Annotated in this window: 22 protein-coding genes and 1 pseudogene; 17 read left to right on the top strand and 6 right to left on the bottom strand. The window is 60.9% G+C overall.

Annotated features, from left to right (window positions below):
- Positions 1 to 6: 6 nt before the first annotated feature.
- Entirely contained in the window at positions 7 to 2,043 is a 2,037-nt protein-coding gene (locus LJ360_RS03385; protein WP_264995247.1) for an EAL domain-containing protein, read from the bottom strand.
- Positions 2,044 to 2,289: 246 nt separating this feature from the next.
- Between LJ360_RS03385 and LJ360_RS03380 the strand changes: the two genes are divergently transcribed.
- The 12 genes from LJ360_RS03380 to LJ360_RS03325 all read left to right on the top strand — a co-directional run bounded on the left by LJ360_RS03380 (position 2,290) and on the right by LJ360_RS03325 (position 15,419).
- On the top strand, positions 2,290 to 3,912 hold the full coding sequence (locus LJ360_RS03380; RefSeq protein ID WP_091848763.1) for a diguanylate cyclase: 1,623 nt from the start codon (positions 2,290 to 2,292) through the stop codon (positions 3,910 to 3,912).
- Positions 3,913 to 4,162: 250 nt separating this feature from the next.
- Complete coding sequence (aroQ, locus tag LJ360_RS03375; protein WP_091848764.1) at positions 4,163 to 4,606, top strand: type II 3-dehydroquinate dehydratase; 444 nt, start codon at positions 4,163 to 4,165, stop codon at positions 4,604 to 4,606.
- A gap of 26 nt (positions 4,607 to 4,632) precedes the next feature.
- Positions 4,633 to 5,085 carry an acetyl-CoA carboxylase biotin carboxyl carrier protein gene (gene accB / locus LJ360_RS03370; protein WP_091848765.1) on the top strand — a complete coding sequence of 151 codons (453 nt, stop codon included), beginning with the start codon at positions 4,633 to 4,635 and terminating at the stop codon, positions 5,083 to 5,085.
- A gap of 20 nt (positions 5,086 to 5,105) precedes the next feature.
- Positions 5,106 to 6,452, top strand: coding sequence for an acetyl-CoA carboxylase biotin carboxylase subunit (gene accC, locus LJ360_RS03365; protein ID WP_091848766.1), 1,347 nt, complete (start codon positions 5,106 to 5,108; stop codon positions 6,450 to 6,452).
- Position 6,453: 1 nt separating this feature from the next.
- Positions 6,454 to 7,350 carry a 50S ribosomal protein L11 methyltransferase gene (gene prmA / locus LJ360_RS03360; protein ID WP_264995246.1) on the top strand — a complete coding sequence of 299 codons (897 nt, stop codon included), beginning with the start codon at positions 6,454 to 6,456 and terminating at the stop codon, positions 7,348 to 7,350.
- A gap of 57 nt (positions 7,351 to 7,407) precedes the next feature.
- Positions 7,408 to 8,649: a DUF3426 domain-containing protein gene (locus tag LJ360_RS03355; protein ID WP_264995245.1), complete on the top strand. Its 1,242-nt coding sequence runs from the start codon at positions 7,408 to 7,410 to the stop codon at positions 8,647 to 8,649.
- A gap of 235 nt (positions 8,650 to 8,884) precedes the next feature.
- On the top strand, positions 8,885 to 9,883 hold the full coding sequence (dusB, locus tag LJ360_RS03350; RefSeq protein ID WP_413774413.1) for a tRNA dihydrouridine synthase DusB: 999 nt from the start codon (positions 8,885 to 8,887) through the stop codon (positions 9,881 to 9,883).
- On the top strand, positions 9,880 to 10,197 hold the full coding sequence (fis, locus tag LJ360_RS03345; RefSeq protein ID WP_091848770.1) for a DNA-binding transcriptional regulator Fis: 318 nt from the start codon (positions 9,880 to 9,882) through the stop codon (positions 10,195 to 10,197). The genes dusB and fis overlap by 4 nt, the downstream gene beginning before the upstream one ends.
- 70 nt (positions 10,198 to 10,267) lie before the next feature.
- Positions 10,268 to 11,848 (top strand): bifunctional phosphoribosylaminoimidazolecarboxamide formyltransferase/IMP cyclohydrolase, encoded by a 1,581-nt coding sequence (gene purH / locus LJ360_RS03340; RefSeq protein WP_264995244.1) that lies wholly within the window; start codon positions 10,268 to 10,270, stop codon positions 11,846 to 11,848.
- Positions 11,849 to 11,861: 13 nt separating this feature from the next.
- Positions 11,862 to 13,148, top strand: coding sequence for a phosphoribosylamine--glycine ligase (gene purD, locus LJ360_RS03335; protein WP_264995243.1), 1,287 nt, complete (start codon positions 11,862 to 11,864; stop codon positions 13,146 to 13,148).
- A 97-nt stretch (positions 13,149 to 13,245) separates the two neighbouring features.
- The gene (locus tag LJ360_RS03330) at positions 13,246 to 14,808 is read left to right on the top strand and encodes a cation:proton antiporter family protein (protein ID WP_091848773.1); all 1,563 of its coding nucleotides are present in this window, start codon (positions 13,246 to 13,248) and stop codon (positions 14,806 to 14,808) included.
- Positions 14,808 to 15,419 carry a methyltransferase domain-containing protein gene (locus LJ360_RS03325; RefSeq protein ID WP_264995242.1) on the top strand — a complete coding sequence of 204 codons (612 nt, stop codon included), beginning with the start codon at positions 14,808 to 14,810 and terminating at the stop codon, positions 15,417 to 15,419. The genes LJ360_RS03330 and LJ360_RS03325 overlap by 1 nt, the downstream gene beginning before the upstream one ends.
- Positions 15,420 to 15,619: 200 nt before the next feature.
- Here LJ360_RS03325 and LJ360_RS03320 read toward each other — a convergent pair whose 3' ends face one another.
- The 3 genes and pseudogenes from LJ360_RS03320 to rho form a co-directional block, all read right to left on the bottom strand.
- Positions 15,620 to 16,624: a 2Fe-2S iron-sulfur cluster-binding protein gene (locus LJ360_RS03320; protein ID WP_264995241.1), complete on the bottom strand. Its 1,005-nt coding sequence runs from the start codon at positions 16,622 to 16,624 to the stop codon at positions 15,620 to 15,622.
- 1 nt (position 16,625) lies between these two features.
- Positions 16,626 to 18,112, bottom strand: a pseudogene (ubiD, locus tag LJ360_RS03315) (4-hydroxy-3-polyprenylbenzoate decarboxylase).
- Between the two features lie 468 nt (positions 18,113 to 18,580).
- The gene (gene rho, locus LJ360_RS03310) at positions 18,581 to 19,843 is read right to left on the bottom strand and encodes a transcription termination factor Rho (protein ID WP_091848777.1); all 1,263 of its coding nucleotides are present in this window, start codon (positions 19,841 to 19,843) and stop codon (positions 18,581 to 18,583) included.
- A gap of 363 nt (positions 19,844 to 20,206) precedes the next feature.
- Here rho and moaB point away from each other — a divergent pair, with 363 nt between their 5' ends.
- The 4 genes from moaB to LJ360_RS03290 are packed head-to-tail and all read left to right on the top strand — an operon-like array spanning position 20,207 to position 22,717.
- A complete protein-coding gene (moaB, locus tag LJ360_RS03305) occupies positions 20,207 to 20,779 on the top strand; it encodes a molybdenum cofactor biosynthesis protein B (RefSeq protein ID WP_264995240.1) in 573 nt (190 codons plus the stop codon).
- On the top strand, positions 20,779 to 21,993 hold the full coding sequence (glp, locus tag LJ360_RS03300) for a gephyrin-like molybdotransferase Glp (protein ID WP_264995239.1): 1,215 nt from the start codon (positions 20,779 to 20,781) through the stop codon (positions 21,991 to 21,993). The genes moaB and glp overlap by 1 nt, the downstream gene beginning before the upstream one ends.
- Before the next feature lie 5 nt (positions 21,994 to 21,998).
- Complete coding sequence (moaD, locus tag LJ360_RS03295; RefSeq protein ID WP_091848779.1) at positions 21,999 to 22,259, top strand: molybdopterin converting factor subunit 1; 261 nt, start codon at positions 21,999 to 22,001, stop codon at positions 22,257 to 22,259.
- Positions 22,260 to 22,261: 2 nt separating this feature from the next.
- Positions 22,262 to 22,717 (top strand): molybdenum cofactor biosynthesis protein MoaE, encoded by a 456-nt coding sequence (locus tag LJ360_RS03290; protein ID WP_091848780.1) that lies wholly within the window; start codon positions 22,262 to 22,264, stop codon positions 22,715 to 22,717.
- Positions 22,718 to 22,889: 172 nt separating this feature from the next.
- Here the strand turns inward: LJ360_RS03290 and mobA are convergent, their stop codons facing one another.
- On the bottom strand, positions 22,890 to 23,483 hold the full coding sequence (gene mobA, locus LJ360_RS03285) for a molybdenum cofactor guanylyltransferase MobA (protein ID WP_264995238.1): 594 nt from the start codon (positions 23,481 to 23,483) through the stop codon (positions 22,890 to 22,892).
- 75 nt (positions 23,484 to 23,558) lie between these two features.
- Complete coding sequence (gene trxA / locus LJ360_RS03280) at positions 23,559 to 23,885, bottom strand: thioredoxin TrxA (protein ID WP_091848782.1); 327 nt, start codon at positions 23,883 to 23,885, stop codon at positions 23,559 to 23,561.
- Positions 23,886 to 24,230: 345 nt separating this feature from the next.
- Here trxA and ppx point away from each other — a divergent pair, with 345 nt between their 5' ends.
- Positions 24,231 to 25,694, top strand: coding sequence for an exopolyphosphatase (gene ppx / locus LJ360_RS03275; RefSeq protein ID WP_264995984.1), 1,464 nt, complete (start codon positions 24,231 to 24,233; stop codon positions 25,692 to 25,694).
- The last annotated feature ends 29 nt before the right edge of the window (positions 25,695 to 25,723 follow it).

The following is a 25,723-nucleotide window of genomic DNA, read 5'->3' as shown; positions in this document are numbered from 1 at the left end:
CCGTAATCAAGCACTGGCATCGCCTCCGCCCACCGGCGGCTCACCCACCGGACCGGGCCGCCCCAGATGGTAACCGGTGGCGGCGTCAACACCGGCCGATTTCAGGGTACGCCATTCCGCTTCCGTTTCCACCCCGGAAGCCAGTACCTTCACGCCGCGGCCATGGGCGATGGTAATCATGGACTCCAGGTAGAACCGGTTATCGTCCTGCCGGTCAATGCCGTGCACGAAGCTGGAGTCAATACGAAGTGCCTGGATAGACAGATGCCTCAGGTAACTGAAGGGGATACCACCCACACCAAAGCGGTCCACCAGCAGCCTGGCCCCGGTACGACGTAACTGCACAACCAGTGACTGGGTTTCGCGTCGATGGTAGTGCAGCGCCTGCTCGGGGAACCCTATCCATAACCGCTCCATATCAATGCCGGCATCACGGGCCAACGCCAGGGCCTGTTCGGCAAAGCCAGGCGACACGGCCGACGACGCGCCCAGCGAGATACCAAGGGTAACCAGAGGCTCATCCCGCAACCGTTGCAGGGTACGCTCCAGCACCATCAGGTCAAGCTGCGCCATCAGCCCGAACCGCTCAGCCAGGGGAGCGTATACATGACCCCGCACCCAGTTACGCTCAATCAGCAGGCGGGAGAACACCTGGTGGTAAAGCACCGTGGTATCGTCAGCGGCCACCACCGGTTGCTCCCAGAGCCAGAGGTTTTCCTGGTCGAGTGCCTGCTCAAGAAGTCCCCGCCAGTCCTCGGCCCCGTGGTGGACATCGGCGCCACTGTCCGCCAGCTCACAGTTACTGATTCCTTCAAGCTGGGCACGGCGCAGGGCTCCGTCCGCCGCCTCGAACAGGCTCCGTACCGACAGACCATCCGCGACTCCGGCGACACCCGCATGAACCACCATAGCGGTCATCGTTCCACCACCTTCATCGGCCCCCTCACCTGAAAAATCGCCACAGATGGACTGCAGGTCGTTGACCAACTCCCGCCCCCAGATCTGAGCGTCAGCAGGGGCGCCACCGGGAACAAACACTGCAAATTCAGCCCCGCTGCGACGCCCTGCAAAACTCCCCGCATGCCGGTTCACAAACGCCCGCAACTCACCTGCCAGGCGAATCAGCAAAGCGTCAGCCTCCAGCCGACCGGCATACTGATTGAAGTCCGCGAAACCGCCCACCTGGAGCAGGATCAGCGACCCGGGGCGACGACCTTCTTCGCTGACTACTTCCACTGCCAGTCGCTGGTCGAAGGCATTGCGACTGGCCAGGCCGGTGAGTGCGTCTTCATTATTGAGCTTGCGTAGATGGGCGATCAGAGCGGCCTGCCCGGAGAACAGCTGCTCCAGGTCATCGGTCATCTGGTTCATGGCCCGGGTTACCTGGTTCAGCTCCCGGGTAGAGCGAACGCCAGTACGACGCCGGAAGTCCCTGCGACCGATTGCTTCCGCTTGCTGCTCCAGTGCCCGCAGTGGCCGAAGAAGCCGGCCAAGCAACAGATACAGTGCAGCAATGGCGACCACACCGATCAATACGGAAGCCACGATGAGCCAGACAGTGACCCACCAGAGATCCTGATAAGCGTTGCCCGGGTGCCCCACCACGCGCACCTGGCCCAGCCAGCGCCAGCCTTTCATCACCGAGGCCGTGCCCTCCGGCCTGGGCAGCTCCACCATGGCCACGAACCACCCGGGTACGCCCAGGCCGGACAGGGACCGGGCACGCCCGGCCACCACCCGATCGTCGTGATCAATAAACTCGATCACCAGGTAGTCACCACTGTCGAACATGGAGTCGATCAATGACGCCACCGCAACCCGGTCACTGGCATCAATAGCATTGGACAATGACAGGCCGACAGCGGTAGCAGCATCACGGGTGCGCCCCTCCAGCTCTTCCGCAACGTAGCTACGAAAACGGTCGAAACTGATCAGCATGCTGGCAACCAGCAGCAACAACACCAGCGCGCCGGTAAAGATCAACAACAGGGTCCGCAGTGTAATTACCCGGGTGGTACCGGGTATTTGCCATCTCTGCCGCATCCGTGCCCTACCTTTTGGGGAAGATTTCAGCCCGCGCAGCGTTAAAGAACGTGCCCATGTCTCAGGTTCACAAAGATTTACAGTTCGTCGCCTGCGCCTTCTGTTACAAACACTATAGACTGCAGCCACAGAGTCATCCTGCAATCGATAATGAAAGGCGTACCGGGACACCACCCTGGCTTCAACCGGGGCGCCAGAACCGCTTTCCGATGCGCTGACAAGAACAGGACAGGACCTACCGGAAACATGACTGACGAGTCCCAGAAAGAAAAGCTGCGCCAGCATTTTGCCCGCCGCGTCACCAACCAGGCCCGGGTCGTCCTGGACACCTGGCAGAAGATCCACGCTGACCCACAGGCAGCCGCCCCCTTCCGCGGAGACCTGGAAGCCTCAGCCGACAAGCTCGCCCGTTATGCCAGCCGGTTCGAGATGACCGCCTACGTGGAAGCCGGCAAGGGCATCCTGTCCGCCCTCCCTCACTGGACCCCGGGCGAAGCGCCCGGCCAGGCAGCCGTGGAAGCCTTGCGGGAAGCGGTCATGTACCTGGAGCAAAGCACCCAGCGCAGGTCTGATCGCCAGAACTCGGAACCTCCGAGGGTTTACCGCAAAACCCCGGTCTATATCGCCCTGGCCAGTCACGAACTGGCCACAAGGCTGGTGAGACAACTGGAATTTTTCGGATTCCGCGCAGAAGCCTTCGCGTCCCCGGATGACCTGATGGATGCCTGCGCCCTGCATAAACCGGAAACCATCCTGATGGATATCCGCTTTGGCGGTGGGTCGGATACGGGGCTGGCGACCGTGGAAACGCTGCAACAACGACACGACACTCCCATACCCATCATCTTTGTCAGCGAAGAGGATGGCACCATTGAAACCCGGCTGCGCGCATCCCGCTGCGGCGGTGAGGAGTTCTTCCACCCCGCGGTGGATCCTGGCCAACTGATCGAGAAAATCGAAACCTACACCCACAACAACGCGATAGAACCTTACCGGGTGCTGGTACTGGACGACTCCCGGGCCCAGGCCAAGTTCATGGAAACCGTGCTCAACAAAGCCGGCATGAAAGCCCACATTATTACCGACCCGATGAACATCATCGTCGCCCTGGAGGAGTTCAACCCCGAGATCATCATTCTGGACATGTACATGCCAGGCTGTACGGGCATGGAAATCGCGCGGGTGATTCGCCAGCAGGACCGGTTCCACAGTGTGCCCATTATCTACCTGTCCGCCGAGGACGATGTCCAGAAACAGTTGCACGCCATGAGCCTGGGTGGTGATGACTTCCTTACCAAGCCCATTGACCCGAAGCACCTGGTCGCCACCATCCATAACCGGGGCCGGCGCGCCCGCTCACTGTTGGCATTGATGATCCGGGACAGCCTGACCGGGTTGTTCAATCACACCCATACCCTCTACCTGCTGGAGCAGGAGATGGTCCGCGCCAGCCAGAAAGGTCAGTCCCTGTGTTTCGCCATGATCGACGTGGACTATTTCAAGAAGGTGAACGACACCTTCGGGCACCCCATTGGCGACCGCATCCTCCGCGCACTCTCCATGTTCCTGAAACAGCGTTTGCGCAAGACGGATCATATCGGACGCTACGGCGGTGAAGAATTTGCTGTGATCATGCCCGACACCCGGGAGAGTGACGCACGGGCTGTGCTCAACGATATCCGCGAGCGCTTTGCGGAGCTGACCCAGACAGCAGGCGACCGGGAATTCCACGTCACGTTCAGCTGTGGCGTTGCGCGCTGGGAGGGCGAGGCAGCCTCATCCCTCTGCGAACGGGCTGACCAGGCGCTTTACCAGGCCAAGAATGCCGGACGCAACTGCGTGATTGGCAGCGAGGAACACCCTGGCTGACACAAACGGACGAGGGTGGCGCAAAAAACCCAAACTCCGGCATTCCGTCCATGAAACCATGGTCTTATGGACGGAACTGCCGCAAACGTCGAAAATGGCGAGCCAGATGCAATGAATTCAGACATGCACCACGAATTCATACGGTCGTTTGTTAAAAACTGTTGAACCGGCAACTTTCAACCCGCATCATGGGCGCAAAATTCGTTAAAATACGCTATTTTCACCAAATCCCAGTAAGGCACGATTCGTCATGGCCACCATCCTAGTCCTCCACGGACCGAACCTGAACATGCTCGGCGTCCGCGAGCCGGACGTCTATGGCCATGAAACCCTTCAGGATATCAACGAGCGCCTCCATGCCGCCGCTGCCGATCACGGACACCACCTGCTGCACCTGCAGTCCAATGCCGAATACGAACTGATCGAACGACTGCATGATGCCCGTGCCGAAGGTATCGATTACCTGATTTTCAACCCCGCGGCCTTCACCCACACCAGTGTGGCTCTGAGGGATGCGGTGCTGGCGTCCGGCGTCCCGTTTATAGAGGTGCACCTGTCCAACGTGCATGCCCGGGAAGCTTTCCGCCATCACTCCTATTTCTCCGATATCGCCGATGGCGTTATCTGCGGCCTTGGCAGTCAGGGCTATGACCTGGCCCTCCAGGCCGCCCTGCAAAGAATCCATTCCAACTGACACCGATAATACGGGACTGAACTACCATGGATATTCGCAAAATCAAGAAGCTGATCGAACTCCTTGAGGAATCCGACGTCGAGGAACTGGAGATCCAGGAGGGAGACGACTCGGTTCGCATCTCCCGGCGACGCGAGCACGCCAGCGTCACCTATGCACCCCAGCCCATGCATGCGCCCCAACCGCAGGCTGCTGCCCCGGCTCCTGCAGCCGAACCGGCCGCCCCGGAACCGCAGGCGCCTTCCGGCCATGCCGTGAAGTCGCCCATGGTCGGCACTTTCTATCGGGCGCCGTCACCCACCGCAGCATCCTTTGTGGAAGTGGGCCAGACGGTCAAGGCCGGCGACGTCATCTGTATCGTTGAAGCCATGAAGATGATGAACCAGATCGAAGCCGACAAGAGCGGTACGGTAACCGAGATCCTGGTGGAGAACGGACAGCCGGTAGAGTTCGACCAGCCGCTGGTTATCATTTCCTGAGCAACAGGTGACTAAAGATCATGGCCATGATTGATAAAGTTCTGATCGCCAATCGCGGCGAGATCGCACTGCGGGTGCTCAGGGCCTGCAAGGAACTGGGCATTCGTACCGTCGCTGTACACTCCCAGGTAGACCGCGACCTGATGCACGTCCGCCTGGCGGACGAGTCCGTGTGCATTGGTCCCAACAGCGCCACTGAAAGCTACCTCAATATCCCTGCCATCATCAGTGCGGCCGAGGTTACCGACAGCGTGGGCATCCACCCGGGCTATGGTTTCCTGGCAGAAAACGCCGACTTTGCCGAACAGGTGGAAAAGAGCGGGTTTACCTTTATCGGCCCCCGGGCCGAAACCATCCGTCTGATGGGCAACAAGGTATCCGCCATCGAAGCCATGGTGAAGGCGGGCGTCCCCACCGTGCCTGGCTCCAACGGCCCCATTAACAATGATGACGAGCGCACCCTGCGCATCGCCCGGGAAATCGGCTATCCGGTAATCATCAAGGCCGCTTCCGGCGGTGGAGGCCGGGGCATGCAGGTGGTTCATTCGGAGGCGGCCCTGCTCAAGGGCATCCAGGTCACCCAGAGTGAGGCCAAGAACGCCTTTGGCGACCCCACCGTCTACCTGGAAAAATACCTCGAGCGGCCTCGCCACGTGGAAGTCCAGGTGCTGGCCGATACCCACGGTAACGTCATTCACCTGGGTGACCGGGACTGCTCCATGCAGCGTCGCCACCAGAAGGTTATCGAGGAAGCGCCGGCACCGAACATCGATGAAGAGGCCCGCCAGAAGACCCTCAAGGCCTGTGTCGATGCCTGCAAGGAGATTGGCTACGTGGGCGCAGGTACCTTCGAGTTCCTGTACCAGGACGGTGCCTTCTACTTCATCGAGATGAACACCCGGGTCCAGGTTGAACACCCGGTCTCTGAAATGGTCACTGGTGTCGATATCGTGCGTGAGCAGCTGCGTATCGCCAGCGGCATGCCACTGCAGTACAGCCAGGACGACATCACCATTTCTGGCCATGCCATGGAGTGCAGGATCAATGCCGAGGACCCGAAGACCTTTGTTCCCAGCCCCGGCAAGGTGAATCACTTCCATGCACCCGGCGGGAACGGCATCCGCGTGGACTCTCACTTGTACAGTGGCTACACAGTGCCGCCCTACTACGACTCGCTGGTGGCCAAGCTGATCACCTGGGGCGACGACCGGGAAATCGCCCGCCGTCGAATGAAAAACGCCCTGGACGAACTGGTGGTGGACGGCATCAAGACCAACCAGCCCCTGCATCGAAACCTGGTGAGGGACGGCGGCTTCAAGAGCGTGGATTTCACCATCCACTACCTCGAAAAGTTGATACGGGACTGATATGCCCTGGATCCAACTGCAGATTCCGGCTGATCCTGACACGGCGGATCAGCTGGAAGACCTTCTCATGGAGATGGGTGCCGACGCTGTCACCATGGAAGACGCCGCCGACCAGCCCATCTTTGAACCGGATCCTGGTACCACCCCCTTGTGGGGTGATACCCGGGTGACGGGACTGTTCGATGCCGACCAGGATATTGAGCAGATCTGCTCTGCCATCCGCGATGCCTGGCACCAGCAGACCCAGCAGGAACTGCCGGACATCGAGGTCACCTTGGTTGAAGACAAGGACTGGGAGCGGGCCTGGATGGATGACTTCCAGCCCCTCAAGTTCGGGCACCGCCTGTGGATCGTACCCAGCTGGCACGCCGCACCGGACCCCGAAGCCGCCAACCTGCTGCTGGACCCTGGCCTTGCCTTTGGTACCGGCACCCACCCCACCACAGCCCTTTGCCTCGAATGGCTGGATGCCACGGAAGTGGAAGGCTGCCAGGTCATAGATTACGGTTGCGGCTCCGGCATCCTGGCACTGGCGGCCCTGCTGCTGGGTGCTGGCCGCGCGATCGGCGTCGATACCGATCCACAGGCCCTGGAAGCCAGTCGTGATAACGCCCGCCGCAACGACGTCAGCGATGAGCGGTTTGATCTCTACTTGCCAGGTAATGAACCGGACACCCAGGCTGACATACTGTTGGCAAACATCCTGGCGGGCCCACTGGTTGAACTGGCTCCCACCCTCGCAGGGAAAGTCCGGCCCGGAGGCCACCTGGTTCTGTCCGGCATCCTTGCACAACAGGCCCGTGAAGTGATGACCGCCTACGAACCCTGGTTCGTCATGGACGAGCCCGAACAACGCGAAGAGTGGATACGCCTCACAGGTCGCCGCATTGGTGGATGACGACACGCAAGACTGTCGCTAAACTGCTGAGAGCCTTTGACCTTACAGGATTTTAGGATGGCCGATACTTCCAGCCTGCTGACCCGCTGCCCCCACTGCGATACCCGTTTCCGGGTAACCAGTGAACAACTGACCGTCGCTGATGGCAAGGTGCGCTGCGGGCATTGCATGGAAGTATTCGACGCTCGCAGCCATGCAGACTCCCCGGCGGCCAGCCAACCCGGGGAGGCAAACCGGGAGCACTTCGGTGCCACCGATCCCGATGAAGACCTGATCTTCCAGGACAACCCGGTAGAAGACGCCGCCGAAGGCCCCTATGCCGGGCAGGACTCCCATTTTGCCGATGACGAACTCAGCGACAGTTTCCGTGGCGTTGACGCCGGCGCTGAGCATCACGGCGACCTCCACGATGACGATGTCGATGACGTGGACGAGAGCTGGGCGGAAGCCATGCTTCAGGAGGAGTTGCCGGACAATACCCGGAATCAGCACCAACACGCATCCCCCGCGCCTGACGGCCATGCCGAGCCTGAACCCCCGGCCCACCGGGAGGTTCGCAGCGAGGAGTCGACCGAATCTGCGGCCTGGCACCCGCATGACCCGGCTACCGGAGAACCGGGCTACCCGGCTTCCACCGACGACCTTGAGATCGTCGGAATGGTGGCTGAGGCAGAGTCCGACACCGGACCTGCGGACATCGAACGCCCCCGTGACGGTGTCACCGGTGGCACCTTCCCGTCACTGGATGACGTCTCCCCCTACGACCGTCTGTCCAGCGAACCGGTGTCCGTCGGCTCCCGCACCGGTGGCAGCCTGCGAGGCTGGCTCTGGACCCTGGTCGTGCTGGCCCTGCTGGGAGGGGTGATTTCCCAGGTCGCATGGTTCCAGTTCGACCGGCTATCGGCCATTCCCGAACTCCGCCCCTGGTATGAAAAGGCCTGCGAATACGCCGGTTGCGAACTGGCGCCACTGGTGGCTATGGATCGCATCCAGAGCCGCAAGCTGGTCGTCCGCACAGACCCCGATAACCGTTCCGCCCTGCTGGTGGACGCTGTAATTATCAACCAGGCCGAATTCGAGCAGCCATTCCCCGCCATCGCACTTACCTTTTCCAACCTGAATGGCGACGTGGTGGCCCAGAGCATCTTCCCACCCGAGGATTACCTCGCCGGTGAGGGCGCCGACCTGGAGGCCATGCCATCAGGTACTCCGGTACGCATCGCTATCAGTATCCGCGATCCCGGCCGTGACGCAGTCAACTACAACCTGCGATTCGTTAACCGTAGCAACGACTCCTGACCCCCTCCTTTATCAACCATTGGTGGACACCAGGTCGAATAAAAGTCAACCAGACAGGGTGAAAAATAATCAACTTTTTCCCCTGTTCCGGCCTTCAATACCCTCACCCCCGGCGGTATCATTGTCGCCCCCTGAATCCGGCATCCTTTTCTGACTGGCGTCCCATACGGGAGCCAGATGATCGGGTATGGTAGATTCAGAGACAGTTCTGGTAACCGACGACGGACTCAGACGTATGCTGCCCACGGTGAAGTTAGGGCCCTATACCTTGCCCAATTCCCTGGTGGTCGCGCCCATGGCCGGCGTGACCGACCGCCCTTTCCGGCAACTCTGCCGGCGCATGGGTGCGGGCCTGGCTGTGTCTGAAATGGTGATTGCCGACCCGTCCCTCTGGCATACCCGAAAATCACGCCTGCGGCTGGATCACAAGGGCGAACCTGAGCCCCGCTCGGTGCAAATCGCTGGCGGTGACCCGGACATGCTGGCCAACGCCGCCCGCATGAACGCTGAGCAGGGCGCCCAGATTATCGATATCAACATGGGCTGCCCGGCCAAGAAAGTCTGTAACAAGGCGGCCGGCTCGGCGTTGATGAAGGATGAGGCCCTGGTAAAGGACATACTCCATGCCGTGGTTCAGGCGGTAGACGTGCCCGTCACCCTGAAAATGCGCACCGGCTGGGACCGGGACAACCGCAATGCCGTCACTATCGCCCGCATGGCGGAAGATGCCGGCATCCAGGCACTGGCCGTACACGGGCGCACCCGGGCCGACGCCTATCGGGGCGTGGCGGAATACGACACCATCGCCCAGGTGAAAGAGGCCGTCACCATCCCGGTGTTCGCCAACGGCGATATCACCACGCCCCAGCAGGCGCAGGCGGTGCTCCGGCACACCGCCGCCGACGGCCTGCTGGTTGGCCGGGGCGCCCAGGGCAGGCCCTGGATCTTCCGGGAAATAAAGCATTTCCTGGAAACCGGGGAAGTCATGGCACCGCCCCCGCTGGAAGAGGTAGAAGCCATCCTGCTGGATCACCTGCAGGCGCTTCACTATTTCTACGGCGATCCCATGGGGGTTCGCATCGCTCGCAAGCACGTGGGCTGGTACCTGCAGGCCCACGACGCCGGCAAACAGTTCCGCAAGCGTTTCAATACGCTGGAGTGCGCCAAGGCGCAGTCCGACAGTATCCAACAGTATTTTGCAGCCTTACGAAATGGAGAGGTATTCGCAGCATGACCGCTGAAACACTGGCACACGATTCCATGGCCCGTTCCGCAAACGACGACCAGCCCACCCTTCAGACCGTCAGCAACACCGGTAACTCGGTAACCCTGCGCGACAGCGTTGAAGTGGCCCTGAAGAACTACCTGGCCCAGCTGGACGGTGCTCCGGTCACCGACGTCTACCAGCTGGTGTTGTCGGAAGTAGAAGCTCCCCTGTTGGAACAGGTCATGAAGTACACCCGCAACAACCAGACCAGGGCCTCAACCATGCTGGGGCTGAACCGCGGCACGCTGCGCAAGAAACTCAAGCAGTACGGTCTGCTATAATCATCGGATTCTCCCAAGGCCTCCCGGAGTTGTTTCGCGAGGCCTTTCCTGTTTCAAGAAGGCATCGAAAATGGCAACTCCGTCAAACACCCCCGTTCGTCGGGCCCTGATCAGTGTGTCCGACAAGACCGGCATCGTTGAGTTCGGCCGCAGGCTGACCGAGCGCGGCATTGAACTGCTGTCTACCGGCGGCACCTTCCGCCTGCTGAAGGAAAACCAGGTTCCGGTGACTGAAGTGAGCGATCACACCGGCTTCCCGGAAATGATGGATGGCAGGGTCAAGACCCTGCACCCGAAAATCCATGGCGGCATCCTCGGGCGTCGTGGCACCGACGACCAGGTGATGGTAGAGCACGGTATCGCACCCATCGACATGGTGGTCGTTAACCTCTATCCCTTTGAAGAAACCGTGGCGAACCCGGACTGCGACCTGGCCACCGCCATCGAGAACATCGATATCGGCGGCCCCACCATGGTCCGCGCCGCCGCCAAGAACCACAACGATGTGGCTATCGTGGTCAACGCCTCGGATTACCACAGGGTTCTGAAAGAGCTGGAAGAGAACGATGGCGAGCTCTGCTACAGCACCCGCTTCGACCTCGCAGTCAAGGCCTTCGAGCATACCGCCGGCTACGACGGTGCCATTGCCAACTACCTGGGTGGCCGCACCCCGGATAACGACAACGCCGACTTCCCCCGCACCTTCAACGCCCAATATGTGAAGGTCCAGGATATGCGTTACGGCGAGAACCCTCACCAGCGGGCTGCCTTCTATGCTGAGCGCAACCCGAAGGAAGCCTGCGTTGCCACCGCAAAGCAGTTGCAGGGCAAGGAACTGAGCTACAACAACGTGGCCGATACCGATGCCGCCCTGGAATGCGTCAAGCCCTTTGCCGACCCGGCCTGCGTGATCGTCAAACACGCCAACCCCTGTGGTGTGGCCATTGGTGCGGATATCCGCCAGGCCTATGACCTGGCCTTCGCTACCGACCCTACCTCTGCGTTCGGTGGCATCATTGCCTTCAACCGTGAGCTCGACGGCGAAACGGCGCAGGCCATCATCGATCGCCAGTTCGTGGAAGTGATCATTGCACCGACCATTAGCCCCGAAGCGATCGAGCTGGTGGCCGCAAAGAAAAACGTGCGCCTGCTGGCCTGTGGTGAATTCGATGGCGAGCGTGCGAAGGCCCTGGACTACAAGCGGGTCACCGGAGGCCTGCTGGTGCAGGACCGGGACCTGGGGATGGTCTCCATGGATGAGGTCAAGGTCGTCACAGAGCGCCAGCCCACCGAGGACGAGCTCAACGATATGCTGTTCGCCTGGGAAGTGGCCAAGTACGTCAAATCCAACGCCATCGTGTACGCCCGAGCCGGACGCACCATCGGCATTGGCGCCGGCCAGATGAGCCGGGTATACAGCGCAAAGATCGCCGGCATCAAGGCGGCCGACGAGAAGCTGGAAGTGAAGGGGTCGGTGATGGCCTCCGACGCCTTCTTCCCGTTCCGGGATGGCATCGACGCTGCCGCCGAAGCGGGGATAACCGCTGTTATCCAGCCGGGCGGCTCCATGCGCGACCAGGAGGTGATCGACGCCGCCAACGAGCATGGTATCGCCATGGTCTTCACCGGCATGCGTCATTTCCGCCACTGAGGAGAAAAATAATATGAATATCCTGATTATCGGTAGCGGCGGCCGCGAGCACGCCCTGGCCTGGAAGGCGGCTCGCTCACCCCTGGCCGACCGGGTCTTTGTGGCCCCGGGCAATGCCGGCACGGCACTGGAACCACGCCTGGAGAATGTCTCCATCGACGTGATGGACCTTGATGCCCTGGCTGACTTTGCCGCTACCCACGACGTGGGCCTGACCATTGTGGGCCCGGAAGCACCACTGGTAGCCGGCATTGTCGACAAGTTCGAATCCCGCAATCTGCGGGTGTTTGGCCCCAGTCAGGGCGCGGCCCAGCTGGAGGGCTCAAAGGCCTTTACCAAGGACTTCCTGGCGCGGCACAACATCCCGACCGCCGCCTACGCCAACTTCACCGATGTGAACGAAGCGCTGGCCTATGTGCGCAGTCAGGGCGCGCCGATCGTGGTGAAGGCCGATGGCCTTGCCGCCGGCAAGGGTGTGATCGTTGCCATGACCCTGGAAGAAGCCGAAGCCGCCATCCGCGATATGCTGGCCGGCAATGCCTTCGGTGATGCCGGTAGCCGGGTGGTGGTCGAGGAATTCCTGGACGGCGAGGAAGCCAGTTTTATCGTGATGGTGGATGGCGAGCATGTCCTGCCCATGGCTACCTCCCAGGACCACAAGCGGGTGGGCGACGGCGATACCGGGCCCAATACCGGTGGCATGGGCGCCTACTCCCCGGCCCCCGTGGTGACCGATCCTGTTTACCAGAGGGTCATGGATGAGGTGATCTATCCGACCGTTCGTGGCATGGCTTCCGAGGGTCACCCCTACAAGGGCTTCCTCTACGCCGGCCTGATGATCGATAACGACGGCGCACCGAAGGTCATTGAATTCAACTGCCGGTTCGGCGACCCGGAAACCCAGCCCATCATGTTGCGCATGCAGTCGGACCTGGTAGAGCTGTGCGACGCGGCCATCGACGGCAAGCTCGACCAGTGCGAATCCCGCTGGGATGACCGCGCGTCCGTCGGCATCGTACTGGCCGCTGGCGGCTACCCGGGCAACTATGGCAAGGGCGACGTTATTGAGGGCCTCCCGGAAGGGGAAACCGAGGGCGAGAAAGTTTTCCACGCCGGCACCCGGCTGCAGGGCGAACAGGTGCTCACCAATGGTGGCCGAGTGCTATGCGCCACTGCCCTGGGTAACACGGTGACCGAAGCCCAGCAGCGTGCTTACCAACTGGCGGGCAGCATTACCTGGAACGGTGCTTTCTATCGCAAGGACATTGCCTGGCGGGCCATCGCCCGTGAAAACGACTGATCCTGCCTAATTGGCCTGAAAGCCCGGTCGCAAGCGAGCTACCGGGCTTTTTTTTGCGTTACAATCGGCCTCCTGCTGTCCACAAGGAATCCGCCCCATGTCCGAAGCCATCTGGATCACCTTTGCCTTTACCCTGGGCCTGCTGGTCAAGGGAGTAGGCCTTCCGCCTTTGGTGGGCTACCTGGCAGCGGGCTTCGTCCTGAGTGGATTGTCCGGCTTCACCCCCCTGGTGGTGGAGGACACCGATGTCCTGTCCCACATTGCCCATCTGGGCGTGCTTCTGCTTCTGTTCACCGTTGGCCTGAAACTGAAGCTCAAATCCGTGGTCAGCCCGGAGGTGATCGGCGGCAGTCTGCTGCACTTCGGCATCACCTGCCTGGTATTTACCCCCGGCATCCACTACCTGGCCGGACTCGACTGGACCACTGCCCTGCTGCTGGCCGTTGCCCTGTCCTTCTCCAGTACCGTACTCGCGGCCAAGGTACTGGAAGGCAAGCGCGAGCTACGGGCATTCCATGGTCGGGTGGCCATCGGCATCCTGATCATGCAGGACCTGATCGCACTGGTTGTAATGAGCCTGGCCGCCGGCAAGACGCCGTCTGAGTGGGCACTGCTGATCTTCGGCCTGCCCCTGCTAAGACCCTTCCTTTACCGTCTGCTGGACGCCAGTGGCCATGATGAACTGCTGGTGCTGCTGGGCCTGTTGCTGGCCCTGGTGATCGGTGGCCTTGGGTTCGAGGCAGTGGGCCTGAGCTCGGAGCTTGGAGCCCTGATCTTCGGCGCCATGCTGGCCAACCATCCCCGCTCCCAGGAGTTGTCCAAGTCGCTGTGGAGCGTGAAAGAAATCTTCCTGGTCGGTTTTTTCCTGCAGATTGGTATTGGCGGCCTGCCGGATACCAACGCCCTCATCTTCGCACTGGTTACCGCCTTGATCCTGCCATTGAAGGGGATCCTGTTCTTCTTCCTGTTGCTGCTGTTCCGGCTTCGCGCCCGCAGCAGCTTCCTGTCCAGCCTCTCACTGACCAACTACAGCGAGTTCGGCCTGATCGTAGCCAGCGTCGCCTTGCCAGAATGGCTGATCCCGCTGGCAATCGCGGTCTCCCTGTCATTCCTGCTCTCTGCACCCCTGAACCGTCTGGCGCACCCGATCTATGAGCGCCTGGCGAGTCGGCTGGCGCCGCTGGAGAGCCGCAATCACCATCCGGACGAACAGCCGATTTCGCTTGGGGACACCCGGGTACTGGTCATGGGGATGGGGCGAACCGGCACAGCGGCCTACGACCGGCTACGTGAAGATGAACCCAGGCTGATGGGACTGGACTCGGATCCTGCCAAGGCCCAGAAGCACTCGGATGAGGGCCGTAACGTGGTTTTCGCCGACGCAGAAGACACCACTTTCTGGGAGGGACTGCACATGCCGCACCTGGAAGCAGTCATCCTCGCGATGAACGACATTGAAGGCAAGGTCATTGCCGCCCGCATGTTGCGCAAGAAAGGCTTTACCGGATACGTCATCGCCCATACCGGCTATGCCGATGAAGCTGAGAAGATCCGGGATGCGGGTGCCGACGATGCCTTCCTTACCATGAGTGAAACCGGCGTAGCGCTGGCCAGCCACCTGAACGACCAGCGCCACCCGGTGCCCGGGTCAGCGGCCTGATGGATACCCAGTCCAGCTCCCTCCACGAGGAGCGACTGGATCGGGTGGCGACGCTGATCCGTGGCTCCGGTGCACGCAGTGTCCTGGACCTTGGTTGCGGTAGCGGCTCACTGCTGCGCCGCCTGGTCAGGGAGCCGGCCTACACCGCCATTACCGGGCTGGAACAGTCAGGACTCTCCCTGCGCCAGGCGCGGGCGATGCTGGTGGAAGTGGCCGCCGCTGAGTCGCGGGTTTCTCTGCTCCAGGGCAGCTACATGGACCCGGGCCTCAACCTCACGGGTTTTGACGCCGCGGCCATGGTGGAGACCATCGAGCATGTGAGCCCCGGGCGACTCTCGGAGGTGCAGCGGGCCGTGTTCGAGCACTACCGTCCGGGCTGGCTAATTCTGACCACGCCCAACGCCGAGTACAATCCGTTATTCGGGCTGCACCCCGGGGAGCTGCGCGACCCGGACCACAGGTTTGAATGGAATCGTGACAAGTTCCGTAAGTGGTGTAGCTCAACGGCAAGGCAATCCGGCTATCAGGTGCGCTTCAGCGGTATCGGTGAGGAAGACCGGGAGTTCGGGCCACCAACGCAGGTGGCTATCTTCAGCCGTCCCGGGGAGTGATACCTTTTCCCACCCACGGCCCCTTCGAAAGAAGCCCTTCGACAAGCTCAGGGCGAACGGAACGCACCAAAGATATCGTTAGCCATGACATTCAGATACCGTCACCAAGTTATCGGTTTTCGCTTGTTTGGGGCTCAATTCCCGTTATTCGATCGCCCTGAGCCTGTCGAAGGGCCGCTGATTCCGTGCTTACAAACCGATCAAGTCCGTGGCGCATACTCCAGCACATCGGAATAAAAGTCGCTTTCCGGCAGGCCGGCTTCCACCAACGCATCCATCAGCGTATACACCATGACCGGTGAGCCACTGGCCATAACCTGCACGTTGCCCCAGTCAAAACCGGACGCCAGTACCGCGTCTACCAGCTGGTCGTGGTGACCACTCCAGTCGTTATCTTCATCATCCCCAACCACCGGCACAAAGCGGAATGGCGGCCATTCCGCGTCCCAAGTCTCAGCCAGGGACCGGAGATACATATCTTCCGGGCGCCGGACCCCCCAATAGAGGCTGACCGGCTGGTCAAACCCGGTTTCACGCAGATAATCCACCATGCTTTTCATCTGGGCAAAGCCAGTGCCGGCAGCCACCATCAGCAGGGGCTTGCGCGGTGCTGCCGCGAGACAGGCTTTACCATGGGGCATCTCGAGGGTTACTTCACCGCCTGACATAAGCGCATCAATCACTTTCTGGGCGGATACCCATTCCGGCGTTGCCTGGATATGAAGCTCGATGTTGTCGGCGGACGGGCTGCTGGCAATGGAGAAATAGCAGGGCTCGGCATCCGGCAGGTTAACCGAAAGGTACTGGCCGGCGTGGAACGACAACTCCCGCCGCCGGTTCACTTTCAGCTCGACCCGGTAAACATCGTGGCTGATGGATCGCACTTCCGCGACCATCGCCTGAAACAGTTTCGGTGGATTCTCTCCAGCGCCCATAACGGCGGTTATCTCCAGTTCCAGATCGGTGAGTGCTTCAGTGCGACACAGCATCAGTCGCCCACCCATCGTGATCGTTTGTTGATTCCGGGTATTGATGGCCTTCCCTGTCAGCAGGCGGGCCTCACAGATCTCGCAGACACCGTTGCGGCATGCCGACGGTACGGCAATGCCGGCTGCTGCGGCGGCCGTCAGCAGGTCGTTGCCGGATGCCACAGTGTAGTCCAGCCCGGACGGCCGCAACCGGACGACCCGGTAATCGGTGGCCATATTACTCGGGGCGGGAAGCCGGGGTTTCAATGCCCAGGCTGTCCCATTTCTCGTCGACACGACGCTTGATGTCGTCGTCCATGGTGATCGGTGTACCCCACTCCCGGTCGGTTTCACCCGGCCACTTGCTGGTGGCATCCAGGCCCATCTTGGAGCCCAGTCCGGACACCGGTGAGGCAAAGTCCAGGTAATCGATGGGAGTGTTCTCCACCATCGTGGTATCACGGACCGGGTCCATGCGCGTGGTCATGGCCCAGATGACATCGTTCCAGTCCCGGGCGTTCACGTCATCGTCAGTCACGATGACGAACTTGGTGTACATGAACTGACGCAGAAACGACCAGACCCCCATCATGACCCGCTTGGCGTGCCCAGGATACTGCTTCTTCATGGTCACTACCGCCAGGCGGTAGGAACAGCCTTCCGGCGGCAGGTAGAAGTCAACAATCTCCGGGAACTGCTTTTGCAGGATCGGGATGAACACCTCGTTGAGGGCCACACCGAGAATGGCCGGCTCATCCGGTGGCCGGCCGGTGTAGGTGCTATGGTAAATGGGGTCTTTGCGGTGAGTAATCCGCTCCACTGTAAATACCGGGAACTGATCCACCTCATTATAGTAACCGGTGTGGTCACCAAAGGGCCCTTCCGGCGCGGTATCGTCCGGGTAGATAAACCCTTCCAGCACAATCTCGGCGCTGGCAGGCACCTGCAGGTCACTGAGCCCGGCCTTGACCAGTTCGGTACGACCACCCCTGAGCAGCCCGGCGAAGGCATACTCTGAGAGGGTATCCGGCACCGGCGTTACCGCGCCAAGAATGGTGGCCGGGTCAGCGCCCAGGGCAACGGCGACGGGAAAGGGCTTGCCAGGATTGGCCCGCTGCCACTCCTGGAAATCCAGCGCACCTCCGCGGTGGCTCAGCCAACGCATGATCAGGCGGTTCCTGCCAATCACCTGCTGGCGATAGATACCCAGATTCTGGCGTTCCTTGTGGGGCCCCGGGTAATCACCAGCGGCCAGGTCACCAGCGGCCCGGCATCCCCCGGCCAGCAATGCTGAACGGGTATCTTGCCCAGGTCCACATCGTCCTTCTCAAGCACTACTTCCTGGCAGGGGGCCGAGCGCAGCACTTTCGGGCTCATGCGCATGACCTGTCTGAACAGGGGTAGCTTTTCGATGGCATCCCGGAAGCCCTTGGGGGGATCCGGTTCCTTCAGGTAGGCGAGCAGCTTGCCGATGTCCCGCAGGGCGGTGACATTGTCCTGCCCCATGCCCATGGCGACCCGTTTTGGTGTTCCGAACAGATTGCCCAGTACCGGCATGTCGTAACCTTTCGGGTTCTCGAACAGCAACGCCGGCCCACCCGCCCGCAGGGTGCGGTCGCAGATTTCGGTCATTTCCAGGTGGGGATCCACTTCAACCGAGACGCGCTTGAGCTCACCCATTTTTTCCAGCTGGGCGAGGAAGTCTCGCAGGTCGTTGTATTTCATGCCGGTCTCCGTTGTTTTGCTCGCCTCAGTCACACTTGGGGTAATCGGCAGACTTTAATTCCTTGCCTGCGGCAGTTGTGCCAGGAACGGGGCGGGGAGGGTCTTTACCAGACGCGCCATGAATACATCCTTGTAGGCTCGTGTTGCCGTCCCTGGCAACATTTAACGGTCTGGTAAAGACCCTCCCCGCCCCGTTCTTTAAACTCCGCGTTAACTGGAACAGGTAACAGAAGACCTTATCAACCAACGCGAGCATTGGTTAAAACCTGGTTCCGGGAGGCACAAGCACCGGTGCGCGCAAAGTGTTGGGGGACAGTGTCGAGGGGCCCCTTCCCGGACCGTTAAGTGTTGCCAGGGACGGCAACACGAGCCTACAGGGAGGTATTCATGGCGCGTCCGGGAAGGGGTCCCTCGATGCTGGCCTCAGACACAGGTTTACGCGCCTGAGGGCCAGCTGGTTTAGTCCGATCAACGACGTTTCATGGACTGGAAGAACTCGTCGTTAGTCTTCGTATCCCTGAGCTTGTCCAGCAGGAATTCGATGGCCGCGGTATCGTCGTCCATGGAATGCAGCAACTTGCGCAGAATCCAGACCCGCTGGATGTCCGCCTCAGTCATCAGGAGGTCCTCGCGGCGAGTACCGGAGCGCCGGATATTCATGGCCGGATAGACCCGCTTTTCCGCAATCTTGCGGTCCAGGTGTATCTCCATGTTACCGGTACCCTTGAACTCCTCGTAGATAACCTCGTCCATCTTGGAGCCGGTATCCACCAGGGCCGTTGCCAGGATGGTCAGGCTGCCGCCCTCTTCCACATTACGGGCCGCACCGAAGAAACGCTTGGGTTTTTCCAGGGCGTGGGCGTCCACACCACCGGTGAGAACCTTGCCTGACGACGGGATAACCGTGTTGTAGGCCCGTGCCAGCCGGGTAATGGAGTCCAGCAGGATGACCACATCCTTCTTGTGCTCCACCAGGCGCTTGGCCTTCTCGATCACCATCTCCGCCACCTGGACGTGACGGGCCGGCGGCTCGTCAAAGGTGGACGCGATGACTTCGCCACGCACGGTGCGCTGCATCTCCGTCACTTCCTCCGGACGCTCATCGATGAGCAGCACCATCACATGGCACTCGGGGTTGTTACGGGTGATTGCCTGGGCGATGCCCTGCATCAACAGGGTCTTACCAGCCTTGGGCGGGGAGACGATGAGGCCGCGCTGGCCCTTGCCAATGGGCGCCACCAGGTCCAGCACCCGGGAAGACAGATCCTCTGTACTGCCGTTACCAGTCTCGAGCACCAGGCGTTCGTTCGGGAACAGCGGCGTCAGGTTCTCAAACAGAATCTTGTTGCGGGCGTTGTCCGGCTTGTCAAAGTTGATCTCGTTGACCTTGAGCAGCGCAAAATAGCGCTCACCGTCCTTTGGTGGCCGGATCTTGCCGGAGACCGTGTCGCCGGTACGCAGGTTGAAACGACGGATCTGGCTGGGAGAGACATAGATATCATCAGGCCCGGCCAGGTAGGAGGCGTCGGCGGAACGGAGGAAGCCGAAGCCGTCCTGCAGAATCTCCAGTACGCCATCACCGTAGATGTCTTCGCCGCTCTTGGCGTGCTTCTTCAGAATGGTGAAGATGACATCCTGCTTGCGCGAACGGGCGAGGTTTTCCAGGCCCATTTCCTGCGCGATGTCGAGCAATTCGGGCACAGACTTCTGCTTGAGTTCAGTAAGATTCATAGTTTGTTGGATTATCAGGAATGGAAGTAAGCGATCGTTGATATGACAGGGATGCCCCTGAACAGGTTGATCAGATAAACAGTAAAAAATTGGTGCTGGCCAGATGGAGCAACCGGTAGTGATGGAGTCCGGAAAAGTACAGAGGCCAGGGACAGGGAGAACAACCGTTCGCCAGGCAAACAGGATAATCGACTACCCACTGCGCCTCTGTCAAGTGTTACTGCCCAATTTTGCACCGGTTTTTGCGCCCTGCCTCCCTTTGGCCGGGACAGTACCTATACCGGTTGGGGTATTCCCTTCCAATGACCGTGGCCAATGCGGATACTGGACCCCATACATCTGATGACCACTGCGGAGATTGACATGAGCAGCAAACCCACCGGTGAACTGGTGCCGCTGAACATCGCCCTGTTGACCGTTTCTGACACCCGCGGGCCGGATCAGGACACCTCCGGGCAATACCTTGAAGACCAGTTGCTGGCCACCGGCCATCAGCTGGCTGCCCGCCGCATCCTGCCCGATGACGTATACCTGGTGCGGGCATTGATGTCTCGCTGGATTGCTGACCCGGCAATCCACGGCATTATCATCACCGGCGGAACCGGTTTCCACGAGCGGGACAGCACACCGGAAGCCGTCGGCCCGCTCCTGGACAAGATCATCGATGGCTTTGGCGAAGAGTTCCGCCGGCTGTCGCAGCTGGACATCGGCACTTCCACTATCCAGTCCCGGGCGTTTGGCGGGCTTGCCAACCATACCGTGATCTTCTGCCTGCCCGGCTCTACCGGCGCCTGCCGTACCGGCTGGGAGGGCATTCTCAGCACCCAGTTGGACAGCCGCCATGGCCCCTGTAACTTCGCCGCGCTGGTGCAACGCAAACCGGACCGTCCGGTGCATCGGCTGGACGAAGTGATCGGCGACAAGGCGCAGGCGTGATGGGCGGACAGAACCTGACCTCACTGGACGATGCCCTGGAACACTTGCTGTCCCGGGCGCAGGTGATTGATCGAACAGAAACCCTCCCCCTGGAGCGGACCCTCGGTCGCATCCTGGCAGAGGATATCCGGGTACCGGCGGACGTGCCGCCCGCAGACAACAGCGCCGTGGATGGCTACGCTGTGAGAGTGGCGGATACTGCTTCCGGGGAACCCTTGCCGGTGTCGGCCAGGGTCGCGGCCGGACAGGCACCCGGCAGCCTGGAGCCTGGCACTGCGGTACGCATTTTCACCGGCTCGGAGATTCCAGCCGGGGCCGATGCGGTGGTCATGCAGGAGCGAACCGAACCGCGGGATGGTGGCATCGCCATCATGGCAGCGGTTGAGCAAGGCCAGAACATCCGGCGCCAGGGGCAGGACCTGCGCAGCGGAGCGATTGCCCTTTCAGCGGGCACACCCATTCGGCCCCAGGAAATGGGCCTGCTCGGCTCTATGGGCATTGGTTCTGTCGAGGTGTTGCAGCCGCTGCGGGTGGCCGTCTTTTCCACCGGCGACGAGCTGGTGGACCCTGGCCAGCCGTTGCAGGCCGGCCAGATCTACAACACCAACCGTTATACCCTGACGGGGCTGCTGCAGGCAGTGGGTTGCGATATTGTTCGCTGCGAAACCCTCAGGGACAACCGGGAGAATACCCGATCGGCACTTCTTGGCGCGGCAGCCGAGGCGGATCTCATCATTACCAGCGGTGGCGTCTCCGTCGGCGAGGAAGACCATGTACGGGTCGTGCTGGAAGAAAGTGGTGAGCTTTCCCTCTGGCGACTGGCCATCAAACCCGGCAAACCGCTGGCCTTCGGTTCCCTGGACGGCACCCCGGTTCTGGGCCTGCCCGGCAACCCGGCTGCAGTGTTAGTCACTTTCCTGGTGGCCGGCCTGCCCTATATCCGTCACTGTCAGGGCAACCGCCGCTATCATGTGCTGGGCGAATACCTGCCCGCGGCGTTTTCGGTGGACAAGCCTTCAGTCCGGCGGGAGTTCCTGCGGGCCCGCAAGCAGGCCAACGGTGACCTGATCGAAATTGCCGCCTACCCGAACCAGAGCTCCGGCGTGCTGAGTTCCGCCTGCTGGGGGGACGGCCTGGCGGTGGTGCCGGAGGATACAACCCTGGCGGCAGGCGACCGTGTTCTCTACTACGCTTTCAGTGAATTGCTTGGATAACGACCATGAGTAACCAGACCCTGACCGTTCGTTTTTTCGCCCGTCTGCGGGAAGAACTGGGTACGGACCAGGAAACCCTGCCGTGCGAGACCGGTCAGACCGCCGGCGACGTGTTGGCGCAGCTATCGAACCGGGGCGGTCCCTGGGCGCAACTGACCGGCGACCAGCCGGTGATGATTGCAGTCAACCAGGCTATGGCCAGGCCTGCCACTCCGGTAAACCCCGGGGATGAAGTGGCCTTTTTCCCGCCGGTGACCGGGGGCTAGTTATGGAAGAGGTGCGCATCCAGGAAGCTGATTTCGATCCCGCTATCGAGTACAACAGCCTGAGGAACAGTGGCTCCGGTACCGGGGCCATTGCCACCTTTACCGGGCTGGTGCGAGACAGTGGTGACCTGCAGGGTGTTACCGGGTTGTACCTGGAGCATTACCCCGGCATGACGGAGCAAGTGATCCGTGACCTGATACGGCAGGCCCGGGAGCGGTGGGATATTCGCCGGGTGACGGTGATTCATCGGGTGGGTACCTTGCGGCTTTCAGACCAGATCGTGTTTGTCGGGGTGGCCAGTGCCCATCGGGGGGATGCCTTTGCAGCCTGCCAGTTTCTGATGGATGTGCTCAAGACCAGTGCGCCTTTCTGGAAGAAGGAGCTGACGGAGACCGGGGAGCATTGGGTGGAGCAGAAAGATTCGGATCTAGCGGTTGGTGGGCGCTGGGAGGAGTGACCTCATAGCCTGGGGCCTGGATCGTCGGGTGGCTTGGTTGTGAGGTGGCTGGTACCCGGGCGGGGGAGTCTTTCTTCCGGAAAAGAACTCGCTTCGCTCAGACACCTTTTTCCTGCAGAAAGACTCCCCCACCCAGATACCGATTCAAACTCCGTTTTCGGCATCAAAAAAACTACAGCAGATCAGCTGGTTTATTCCGGTTACTGAAAACCTCGCCTGCTTCCGGACAGGCCACGACCACTGCACCAACCGATTCTGCAAATCCCATGACCCGTCGGTTACCGGATTCCAGCCACTGCTGGAGAGAAACCATAAGGCTGACGGGATAGACCCCATGCAGGGGGTGTGTCCTGCCCTCACTTTCGGCGATTACCGGGCGTTCAGGCTGCGCCTCCCAGGCGGTTACCAGGGCGTCGAGGGTGGCCGGGGTGATGCCGGGGGTGTCACAGGGGCAGACGAGGACTGCGCTGGCGCCTTCACGAGCAGCGGCTTTAAGGCCGGTCAGCAGGCCGGCCAGGGGGCCCTGATAATGGAAGTTTTCAGGATCCGGGAGAACGTGGCCGGGGGCCAGGTGTTCGTAGTCGTTCAGGGAGCGGTTGGCGCTGATGAATACTTCGGGCGCAACGGCACTCAGGGCCTTGTAGACCCACCTTGCCATCGGCTGCCCCTGCCAGTTGAGCATGCCCTTGTCCTGGCCGCCCATTCGGGTACCTTTGCCACCGGCCAGGAGGAGGCCGATGATGACGGGAGGTCGGTCGCTGGTCATGGCAATAAAAAACCGCCCGTGACCCTGGCTTGTGTTCGGGGGCCAGGTTCAGGGGCGGCTATGGACATTCCCTGCTTAGAGGTTGCTGTCCAGGAAGGCAGCCAGCTGCGACTTGGACAGCGCGCCCACCTTGGTGGCATCCACGTTGCCGTTCTTGAACAGCATCAGGGTGGGAATGCCGCGGATGTTGAACTTGGGCGGGGTCTGTTCGTTTTCGTCGATGTTCAGCTTGCAGACCTTGAGCTTGCCTTCGTATTCCTCGGCAATTTCCTCCAGGACCGGGGCAATCATCTTGCACGGTCCGCACCACTCTGCCCAGTAATCCACCAGTACAGGGGTGTCAGAGTTCAGTACGTCCTGCTCAAAGGAATCGTCGGTTACGTTTACGATATTTCCGCTCATTGCTGTTTCCTGCTTCTGTCACGGGAGGCCGAAAACCCTTGCGGGAGCTGGCGTCCGGTGAGCTGGATCTTTGACGGTGTGATCACCGCCGCGAACAAAATGGGGTGGCTTTTGACAAAGCGACTATACGTTACTTTACGCGATTTGGCTTCCACCTGTGAAGCGCCCGGCAGGCAGTAGTCTCCGCTATTGCGAGGTGTATCCGGTACTGACAGGCTTTGTCCAATTCGCTTATAGTACCGGCAGCGGCGCAGGCGCCTCACTATAAAGGCTGGCAAGAGGATTTCAAGACACGTGACGGCTTCAGATAATGCCAACCCGCCCGAGTTACTTGCGGCCATTGATATGGGCTCCAACAGCTTTCACATGGTAGTGGCCCGCCAGGTTCACGGGGAAATCCGGACCCTGGAGAAGATGGGGGAGAAAGTTCAACTGGGGGCTGGCCTGGACGCGGACAACAAGCTCACCGAAGAAGCCCAGCAACGGGCCCTTGCCTGCCTCAGCCGCTTTGCCCAGCGCATCAGCGGTATGCCCCCGGAAGCCGTCCAGATTGTGGGCACCAATGCCCTGCGTGTCGCTCGCAACACCCAGGAGTTCATCGCCCGCGCCGAGGAAGTGCTTGGCTACCCCGTAGAGATCATTGCCGGCCGGGAAGAGGCCCGCCTGATCTACCTTGGCGTCTCCCATACCCTGTCGGACGACACCGGTCGACGCCTGGTGGTGGACATTGGCGGGGGCAGCACCGAGTTCATCATTGGCGAACGTTTCGAGACCCAGGCGCTGGAAAGCCTGCACATGGGTTGCGTGTCTTTCCGCAATCGCTATTTCCCTGATGGCAAGATCAGCCGGCGGCTGATGGACCAGGCCGTCACCCATGCCTCCCAGGAGCTGCTCAATATCCGCTCCCGTTACCGGGAGCTGGGCTGGCACAGTGCGGTGGGATCGTCCGGCTCCATCAAGGCCGTGGCCAATGTACTGGCCAGCCTGCGCATCACCGATGGCTCCATTGACCTCAGAAGTATGCGGGAGCTGCGCCGCCGCCTGATCGATATGGGCAATGTACGGCGCCTGGCAGACCTGGGGGTGCGTACCGACCGCCAGAGCATTTTCCCGGCCGGCTTTGCCATTCTGCTGGCGGCCTTCGAATCCCTCGGCATCGAACAGATGACTTACGCCGATGGTGCCCTGCGGGAGGGGCTGCTGTATGACATTCTGGGACGCATCCAGCACGAGGATGTCCGCGAGCGCACCATTACGGCACTACAGGAACGCTATCACCTGGACCAGCGCCATGGCGAGGCGGTGGAAGCCTCGTCCATCGCCCTGTGGCGGTGCGTCTGCAGGGACTGGAACATCAATACGCTTGGCGATGAGGAGCTGTTGCGGTGGGCCAGCCGGCTGCACGAGATCGGCCTGACCATTGCCCACAGCCAGTACCACAAGCACGGCGCCTACCTGCTGCGCTATTCAGACCTGCCGGGTTTTACCCAGCAGTTCCAGCAGGAACTGGCCACGCTGGTACGGGGCCATCGACGCAAGTTTACGCCGTCCATCTTTGAAGGGTTCGAGCCTGCCGACGCCCAGCGCCTCAAGCGCCTTTGCGTGCTGCTGAGGCTGGGTGTGCTGCTGCAACATGCCCGCAATTACGAGTCACCGCCAGCACTCACGGCCAGGGCCTCCAACCGGCGCCTGCAACTGACGTTTGACGAAGACTGGCTCAGCCAGCGGCCGCTGACCCTGGCAGACCTGGAGAACGAAAAGGAGTTCCTGGCGAGACAGGATTTCTCGCTGGAGATCCAGACCCGCTAGCAATCCACCTCCGTGCCCTTGCGGACCGG

This window comes from Marinobacter sp. AN1 (genome assembly GCF_026013985.1).
Lineage (GTDB): Bacteria > Pseudomonadota > Gammaproteobacteria > Pseudomonadales > Oleiphilaceae > Marinobacter > Marinobacter segnicrescens.
The sequence above is the reverse complement of the archived record's forward strand: the minus strand, read 5'-3'. Positions and strand labels throughout refer to the sequence as shown.

Excerpts from the sequence above, each read along its gene's own strand:
- LJ360_RS03385 (WP_264995247.1), bottom strand. The coding sequence starts at position 2,043 with ATGCGGCAGAGATGGCAAATACCCGGTACCACCCGGGTAATTACACTG.
- LJ360_RS03380 (WP_091848763.1), top strand. The coding sequence starts at position 2,290 with ATGACTGACGAGTCCCAGAAAGAAAAGCTGCGCCAGCATTTTGCCCGC.
- aroQ (WP_091848764.1), top strand. The coding sequence starts at position 4,163 with ATGGCCACCATCCTAGTCCTCCACGGACCGAACCTGAACATGCTCGGC.
- accB (WP_091848765.1), top strand. The coding sequence starts at position 4,633 with ATGGATATTCGCAAAATCAAGAAGCTGATCGAACTCCTTGAGGAATCC.
- accC (WP_091848766.1), top strand. The coding sequence starts at position 5,106 with ATGGCCATGATTGATAAAGTTCTGATCGCCAATCGCGGCGAGATCGCA.
- prmA (WP_264995246.1), top strand. The coding sequence starts at position 6,454 with ATGCCCTGGATCCAACTGCAGATTCCGGCTGATCCTGACACGGCGGAT.
- LJ360_RS03355 (WP_264995245.1), top strand. The coding sequence starts at position 7,408 with ATGGCCGATACTTCCAGCCTGCTGACCCGCTGCCCCCACTGCGATACC.
- dusB (WP_413774413.1), top strand. The coding sequence starts at position 8,885 with ATGCTGCCCACGGTGAAGTTAGGGCCCTATACCTTGCCCAATTCCCTG.
- fis (WP_091848770.1), top strand. The coding sequence starts at position 9,880 with ATGACCGCTGAAACACTGGCACACGATTCCATGGCCCGTTCCGCAAAC.
- purH (WP_264995244.1), top strand. The coding sequence starts at position 10,268 with ATGGCAACTCCGTCAAACACCCCCGTTCGTCGGGCCCTGATCAGTGTG.
- purD (WP_264995243.1), top strand. The coding sequence starts at position 11,862 with ATGAATATCCTGATTATCGGTAGCGGCGGCCGCGAGCACGCCCTGGCC.
- LJ360_RS03330 (WP_091848773.1), top strand. The coding sequence starts at position 13,246 with ATGTCCGAAGCCATCTGGATCACCTTTGCCTTTACCCTGGGCCTGCTG.
- LJ360_RS03325 (WP_264995242.1), top strand. The coding sequence starts at position 14,808 with ATGGATACCCAGTCCAGCTCCCTCCACGAGGAGCGACTGGATCGGGTG.
- LJ360_RS03320 (WP_264995241.1), bottom strand. The coding sequence starts at position 16,624 with ATGGCCACCGATTACCGGGTCGTCCGGTTGCGGCCGTCCGGGCTGGAC.
- rho (WP_091848777.1), bottom strand. The coding sequence starts at position 19,843 with ATGAATCTTACTGAACTCAAGCAGAAGTCTGTGCCCGAATTGCTCGAC.
- moaB (WP_264995240.1), top strand. The coding sequence starts at position 20,207 with ATGAGCAGCAAACCCACCGGTGAACTGGTGCCGCTGAACATCGCCCTG.
- glp (WP_264995239.1), top strand. The coding sequence starts at position 20,779 with ATGGGCGGACAGAACCTGACCTCACTGGACGATGCCCTGGAACACTTG.
- moaD (WP_091848779.1), top strand. The coding sequence starts at position 21,999 with ATGAGTAACCAGACCCTGACCGTTCGTTTTTTCGCCCGTCTGCGGGAA.
- LJ360_RS03290 (WP_091848780.1), top strand. The coding sequence starts at position 22,262 with ATGGAAGAGGTGCGCATCCAGGAAGCTGATTTCGATCCCGCTATCGAG.
- mobA (WP_264995238.1), bottom strand. The coding sequence starts at position 23,483 with ATGACCAGCGACCGACCTCCCGTCATCATCGGCCTCCTCCTGGCCGGT.
- trxA (WP_091848782.1), bottom strand. The coding sequence starts at position 23,885 with ATGAGCGGAAATATCGTAAACGTAACCGACGATTCCTTTGAGCAGGAC.
- ppx (WP_264995984.1), top strand. The coding sequence starts at position 24,231 with ATGGGCTCCAACAGCTTTCACATGGTAGTGGCCCGCCAGGTTCACGGG.